This is a genomic window from Micromonospora sp. KC207, assembly GCF_004348615.1.
Classification (GTDB): Bacteria; Actinomycetota; Actinomycetes; order Mycobacteriales; family Micromonosporaceae; genus Micromonospora.
In genome coordinates this window covers 1-6,963 of sequence record NZ_SMKJ01000333.1, presented here as the reverse complement: position 1 = coordinate 6,963, position 6,963 = coordinate 1, and the positions used below count along the sequence as shown (strand labels likewise).

General features: G+C 73.8%; 5 protein-coding genes. 3 read left to right on the top strand and 2 right to left on the bottom strand.

Features of this window, described 5'->3' with window-relative positions:
- Nucleotides 1-2,143 (bottom strand): nitrate- and nitrite sensing domain-containing protein (locus tag E1258_RS28280; protein ID WP_132406492.1); only part of this gene is annotated, 2,143 nt, incomplete at its 3' end.
- Between the two features lie 299 nt (nt 2,144-2,442).
- Here E1258_RS28280 and E1258_RS28275 point away from each other — a divergent pair.
- From E1258_RS28275 to E1258_RS28265, 3 genes are all read left to right on the top strand, one after another.
- Entirely contained in the window at nt 2,443-3,129 is a 687-nt protein-coding gene (locus E1258_RS28275; RefSeq protein ID WP_243715747.1) for a hypothetical protein, read from the top strand.
- Between the two features lie 9 nt (nt 3,130-3,138).
- Nucleotides 3,139-4,134 carry a hypothetical protein gene (locus tag E1258_RS28270; protein WP_132406490.1) on the top strand — a complete coding sequence of 332 codons (996 nt, stop codon included), beginning with the start codon at nt 3,139-3,141 and terminating at the stop codon, nt 4,132-4,134.
- A gap of 188 nt (nt 4,135-4,322) precedes the next feature.
- Nucleotides 4,323-4,691, top strand: coding sequence for a hypothetical protein (locus E1258_RS28265; RefSeq protein WP_132406488.1), 369 nt, complete (start codon nt 4,323-4,325; stop codon nt 4,689-4,691).
- A 156-nt stretch (nt 4,692-4,847) separates the two neighbouring features.
- On the opposite strand, the gene E1258_RS28260 is transcribed toward E1258_RS28265, so the two are convergent.
- Entirely contained in the window at nt 4,848-6,644 is a 1,797-nt protein-coding gene (locus tag E1258_RS28260) for a glycoside hydrolase family 6 protein (RefSeq protein ID WP_132406486.1), read from the bottom strand.
- Nucleotides 6,645-6,963 lie beyond the last annotated feature (319 nt).

Genomic DNA, 6,963 nt, shown 5'->3' with positions numbered 1-6,963 from the left:
GGACCGGGGTGTCCTGGCCGGCCGGCCGGGGGCGGGCGGGGCCACGCCGGCGCACCCGCCGGGGCAGGCCGTCGCCGTCCGGGTCGGCCGGCACGGAACGGTTGGCCGCCAGCGGCACCACGGCCGTCGACGTGTCGCCGCGCTCCCGGGTGATCCGGGCCGACCGGGGCCGGGGCAGCGCGTTGAGCCGGGTCACCTTAGCCATCCGCCGGGGGTCGGCCGGATCCGACGCCCCCCGGGCGGCGGCCGGACCGGGCGGCGGCTCGCTGGTCACCAGGTGGTGCGGGATCAGCACCACGGCGGTGACCCCACGGTGGGCGGCCGGCCGTAGCTGCACCCGGATCCCGTGCCGGGCGGCGAGCCGGGCGACCACGAACAGCCCGAGCCGGGAGCTGTCGGCCGGGTCGAACTCCGGCGGCGTCGCCAGCCTGCGGTTGGCCTCCTCCAGCGCCGGGGCGGCCATGCCCAGCCCCTGATCGATGATCTCCATGGCGTACCCGTTGGGCAGGCTCTGCCCCCGCACCGCGACCCGCGTGTTGGGCGGGGAGAACGCGGTGGCGTTCTCGATCAGCTCGGCGAGCAGGTGGATGACGTCGCCCACGGCCCGGCCGACGGTGGCGGCGGGCTGCACGTCGGCGATGTCGACCCGGTCGTACGACTCCACCTCGGAGATGGCGCCCCGGACCAGGTCGACCATCGCGACCGGATTGCGCCAGCCCCGACCCGGCGCGGCCCCGGCGAGGATCACCAGGTCCTCGGCGTGCCGGCGCAGTCGGGTGGCCAGGTGGTCCACCCGGAACAGCTCGGCCAGCTCGTCCGGGTCCTCGACGCGGCGTTCCATCCGGTCCAGCAGGGCGAGCTGCCGGTGCACCAGGCCCTGGCTGCGCCGGGCGATGTTCAGGAAGACCTCGTTGAGCCCACGGCGCAGGGTGACCTCGTCCACGGCGGAGCGGACGGCCGTCCGGCCCACCTCGGTGAAGGCACGCCCCACCTGACCGATCTCGTCCTGGCCGTACTCCAGCGGCGGAGTCTCCCCGGCTACGTCGATGTCCTCGCCACGGCGCAGCCGGGTGACCACGTCCGGCAACCGGTGCCCCGCCATGTCGAGGGCGGCGTCGCGCACGGCGGTGAGCCGCCGCGCCAACGACCGGCCGACCCGCAGCGACACCAGCACCGACGCCACGATGGCGGCGAGCCCGAGCACGCCGGCCACGCCGAGCCGGGCAAGGATGCCGACCGCCACCGGCACCGTCCGGTCGGCGATCGCGTCGGCCTGGGCCAACTCGAAGTCGCGCAGTCCCCGCTGGACCGCCTCCTGGCTGGCCTGCCAGGCCCGGGCGTCCACCTTCGGCGCCCGGACGGGATCGGCCCGCACCAGCTCGTCCTGGAGGGCACGCAGCCGGACGAACGCCTCACTCTCGGCCAGCCGCTGGTAGGCCGTCCGGTCCGCCGCCGGCAGGTCGGCCGCCGCCGTGTCGGCCAGGAACCGCTGGTTGCCGATGGTCTGGACGAGCTGGGTGTGCTCGCCCTCGGCGAAACGCCCGGTGACCAGCACCCCGGCGAGCAGCGCGTCGGCCTGCCCGAGCAGCTCCCGGGACCGGCCGAGGGCGGTCAACGCCAGCGCCTGCCGGTTGAGGTCGTTGTCGGGCAGCGCGGCCATGGCGGCGAACGCCTGGAAAGCAGCGCCCACCATGCCGCTGTAGAGCCCGATCGCGCCCGTCCGGTCGACCTGCCGGTGGTCGATGAACCCCCGGCCGGTGGGCAGCGTGTCCAGCGCGCCGAGCAGCCGGTCGAGCCGGGCGTCGAGCAGATCGTCGGCGGCGTCGCGCAACCCTTCGCCGGAGACGCGGCGGCGCAGCTCGGCGATCGCGGAGTCGGTCCGCCGCCGCTGCTCCGCCAGCTCCGGCAGCTCGCCGGTGCCGGCGAGCTGCACCACGGTCAGCCGGCGTTCCCGCTGCAACTCGGCGACGACCGTCTCCCCCGGCCGGCCGAAGTCGTAGAGCAGGGTGCCCGCGGAGAGCAGGGCCAGCGCCGGGCCGAAGGCGAGCGTGGTCGCGAAGATCCACAGGGCCAGCAGCGCACTCACCGGCGCTACGACCAGGGCCGTCAACTTCGAGCGGATCGGCCAGTCGCGGGTGTTCATCAGACCTCGCCCGGAACGTGTGGCAGCGGGTGGCACCGGTGCCAGCCGGGCATCGCCGCCACGGCACCGGGGCACCGGCACGGGCGCCTTGGGCAGGATACGTAATCGTCGGCGGATGCGGTACCGGCCTCTCGCCCGGCGCGCTCGCCCCGGCACGCTCCGCTGTGTCGGAGTCACGGCGCATCCGGGGCCGAACCCCCCATCTGTCGCCCGGCACCCAGCAGTCGCGCAGAAAGTCCCCCGGATCGGGATTGGCGATCAGCGACCAGAGGGAATACCGGAGGGACGAAGGAGGAGCCATGTCGCCCACGCAGATAATCGTCATAGTTCTCGTCGTGCTCGTGGTGGTCGCGGCCCTGGCCGTCGTCGGCCGGCAGGTCGCCCGCCGCCGCGCGCTGCGGTCCCGGTTCGGGCCCGAGTACGACCGGGTGGTCGCCGAGCGGGACAGCCGCGCGGACGCCGAGCGGGAGCTGCGGGACCGGGAACGCCGGCACGCGGAGCTGACGCTCACGCCCCTCACCCCGGACTCTCGGGCCCGGTACGCGGCGGCGTGGGAGGAACTCCAGGTCCGCTTCGTCGACTCTCCCGCCGAGACGGTGAGCGACGCGGACGAGTTGGTCGGCCGGCTCGTCGCGGAGCGCGGATACCCCACCGGGGACTTCTCCGACCAGATCGCCCACCTGTCCGTCGAGCACGCCCGGACGCTCTCGCACTACCGGGACGCCCACGAGATCCGGCTGCGCCACGAGCGCGGCGAGGCCGGCACCGAGGAGCTGCGCCAGGCGGTCGTCCACTACCGGGCGCTCTTCACCGATTTCCTCGGCGAGGAACCGGTGGGCACCCGCATTCCGGAGCAACGCCACCCGGAGCCCCACGTGGAGCAGCGTCACCCGGAGCCCCACCTGGAGCAGCGCCATCCCGACAGCGCGCCCCGGGAGCCGGAGGCGACGCCGGTCAACCGTCCGCACGACGTCACGAGCCGTTGAGGAGAGCAGATGCGCCAGGATCAGCAGCAGGTGAGCAGCGATCGCCCCGAGGCCGTCCGGTCCGCTCCGGTGCCGGTGCCGCCCTCGGAGGACAGGCCGACCGGCGACGCGGCGGCGCGCCGGGGCCGGGACACCGGGGGCCGCGCCGAGGTGCCCGAGGATGTGCTGGACGACCGGGGCACCTTCGACGACCCGACCGTGGCCGACGAGCACAGCGGCCCCGACGGCAGGCGCCGGGATGCCGACTCCGACGGCGTGCCCGAGTTCCACGAGCCGGCGCCGCTGCCGACGGCGTTCGGGGCCACCACGGTCGGCGGCGCGGTCGCGGCGTCGGCGATGGCGAGCGGCCGGCCGGAGGACGAGCGCGATCCGCGCGGCGAGGACACCGTCCGGCCGGGCGACGGCGCGCCCGGCCGGACCGACGCGTTCGACGACGAGCGGGCCGACCCGACCGCTGCGGACCGGCTGCACGACCGGGCCCGGTGGGCGGCCGGCGACGAGCACACCAGGGTCCGCCACGCGGACGGCACCGGTTCCGACCGGGCCGACGGGCGGGGCGGGGCGGACCGCACCCAGCAGGACGCGGTGCTCGCCGGCGCGGCCGGGTACGGCCGACCCGAGCCGAGCATGATCGACCCCGACGCCACCACCCCGGACGCCCGCCACGCCGCACCGGACGCCCTGGGTGCCGGCGCGGTCACGGCGGCGGCCCGACCCACCACCGCCGCGGTGCCCGAGGACGCCGCCACCCTCTTCGAGCCGGGCATCGCCCAGGGCTTCCGGGACCGCTGGCGCGACGTCCAGCTGCGCTTCGTCGACGACCCCAGGGCCGCGGCGGGCCAGGCCGAGTCGCTGGTCGAGGAGGCGATCGAGGCGCTCGCCACCGCGCTCGCCGAGCAGAAGAACAAGCTGGGCGACTGGCAGCAGACCGGCGACGACACCGAACAGCTCCGAATCGCGGTACGCGGGTACCGCGACTTCCTGGACCGGGTTCTCGGCCGCTGACCGCCCTGTCCGCCATCCTGCTGGCCGGCGGCGCCCGGTGCGGCCTCACGGCGTCGGACCTCACGGTCCGGCGCCGTCTGCATGTCCGGGGCCCTGTGGGGTACGCCAGGGGGATCAGCCGGCGGGGGCGACCTGGTCGGCCTAGCACCACGCAGGCAGCACCTGGGCACACACAGGAGGGCAGCAGGATGACCGAGCGCGACCCGAACGCCGGGCGGCCGTTGGAGGAGAGTCCCGAGGTGGCGGCGGCGGTGGACGACGAGAGCACGGTGCCGCAGCTACGTACCGGTGGCGGGGCCGACCGGGACAACCCGTCCTTCGCCGGGCCGGGGGAGGCCGTGGAGGGAGTCGGTTCGACCGAGGACCTGCTCGGCGACCCGTACGGCGGGGGCACGGGCGCCGGCGGGGACAACATCCGCACCGGCGCGGAGCAGCCGTGGGACCCGGAGGACCTGGTGCTCGCCCGGGGCCAGGACCCGACACCCGCGAACATCGAGCGGGCCCGCCGGGACCTGGCCGAGCAGGGGCGGGCGGCGGTGGAGAAGACCGTGCCCTGACCGGCCACACCTGGCCGACCCGGCTCGGCGGCGACCGGCGGCCCGCCCCGACAGGCGGGGGCCCCTGGCCCGACCGGTGAACGGTCGGACCAGGGGCCGGGGAACCTGCCGTCGCGGTGCCTCACTCCCGCGTCGGCCGGTAGGCCTTCCGCCCGGTCAGGAGAGCGGCGGGTAGGCGTTCTGCATGAGCTGGGAGAACTGGGCCGCGAACCAGGCGCCCGAGATCGGGGCGTCCGGCAGGGCACCGCTCATGTTGTTGCCGTTGCGGGCGTTGCCACCGTAGGTCGGGTCGCACATCCGGTCGAAGCCCTTGCCCTCGTTGTTCGGGATCTCCTTGCTGGAGCCGTCCGACTCACCCGGGGGCTTCACCCAGACGTAGGCGTCGATGCCCGGCTCCGGGGCGGCCTTGGGACGCTCGCCGAGGCCCGCACCGGCCTGGTTGCACCAGTTGCCGGTGTGCAGCCGCCGGTCGACCCGGCCGCCGTTGACGTAGGTATCCACGTTGGTCATCGCGCCCGGGCCGGTGGGCCGGGCGGAGCCGCCCCAGCCGTTGCGGGAGGTGTCGATCAGCATGCCGATGTTGCTGCTGAAGCCCTTGGAGACCAGCTCGTTGCGATACGCCTGGGCGAAGGAGAGCTCGTCGACGTAGTAGTTCCAGTCGACCCACTTGGACTGGCGGACGGTCTGGCCGTTCACCGTGTCAGTGACCTTGAAGTACGGCTCCTTGAGAGCCGAGTAGTTCGCGGTGTTCACGATGAAGCCGTGCACGTTGGCCGGGGTGCTGCCGGAGGCGCCGGCGGCCTCGCGCAGGATCGTCGCGCTCGGGCTGAAGTTGCTGTCCCAGCCCAGCCAGCCGTGGTGGCCGGCGTCGATGTAGTTGTAGACGTTGCCGATCGCGCCGAGCTTCGCCAGGGCGTAGCCCACGCCGTTGACGTACCCGCCGTTGGCCTTCATCGTGTCGCAGGTCGCGGTGCCGCCCGGCTTGTCCGAGGTGTTGGTCACCAGGTTCGGCAGCGAGTCGAGCTCGACGATGTTGATGATCCGCAGGCTGGCGTACTTTGGGTCGCCCTGGATCGCGGCGATCGGGTCGATGTACTCCGCCTTGTAGCGGGGCAGCTCGTCCGGGGCCAGCTCGCCGTTGGAGGCGAGGGCGGAGCAGTCGCGGCCGGGCAGGTTGTAGATGACGAACTGGATGTAGTTCGCACCCTGCTCCAGCGCCTTGTTCAGGTGGTCACGCACGCCCATCGCCCCGTTGGAGCTGCTGTCCGGCGTGCCGTTGATCGCGGCGATCCGGTCGATCCAGACGGCGGTGGGGTTGTTCGACACCCGGTTGCCGCCCGTGACGGACTCGGCCTTGGCCTTCCACTCCGGGTTCACGTACCCCTTGGCGTTCAGATACGGGTTGTCCACCCTCCCCGGCGGCGGCGGGCCCGTCGGCGGGGTCGTGGGAGGCGTCGTCGGCGGGGTGGTCGGCGGCGTCGTGGGAGGCGTCGTCGGCGGGGTCGTCGGCGGCGTCGTGGGGGTGCCGCCGTTGCAGACCACGCCGTTCAGGGTGAACGAGGCGGGCTTCGGGTTGCTGCCGCTCCACGAGCCGTTGAAGCCGATGGTCACGCTGCCGCCGCTGGAGATCGAGCCGTTGTAGGACTCGTTCGCGGCGATGACGTTCTGCCCGCTCTGGCTCCACTTCGCCGACCAGCCCTGCACGACCCTCTGGCTGCTGTTCGGGAAGGTGAAGCCGAGGTTCCAGGACGAGACGGCGTCCCCGATGTTCCTGATGGTGACGCTGCCGGTGAATCCGCCGGCCCAGTCGTTGGTGGTGTACGTGACGCTGCACTGGGTCGCGGCCTGGGCCGCGGTGACCGGGATGGTCACCAGACCACCGGCGACCAGGGCACCCGCACCGGTCAGCGCGAGTGCCCGGCGGCGGCCGGACAGTCTCTTCCTCATACTCATGCCACTGATCTCCTTGGGCGAGACCGGACTCGCGGCCCGGCGGTACGGCGCGCGACAGTCGGTGAGACGTCGACGGCGCCACGGGGGATTTCGGGGGGTGCCCGACCCGGACGGGCAGTGTGGTGGTGGTGCGCGACCGGCACGTGAAGCGGCCGGTTCGGCGGCGGACGTCGTCCGGTGATACCGGTGCCCTCGACATCTACCTGTGCGGCGTGGCTCCCCGTACCGCGTGATGGAATTCTTGCATGGGAGCGCTTCCATGGCAATGGCTCGATACGACGCGGTGCCGACGAACCGGGCGAGCACCCCTGGGGTGAGC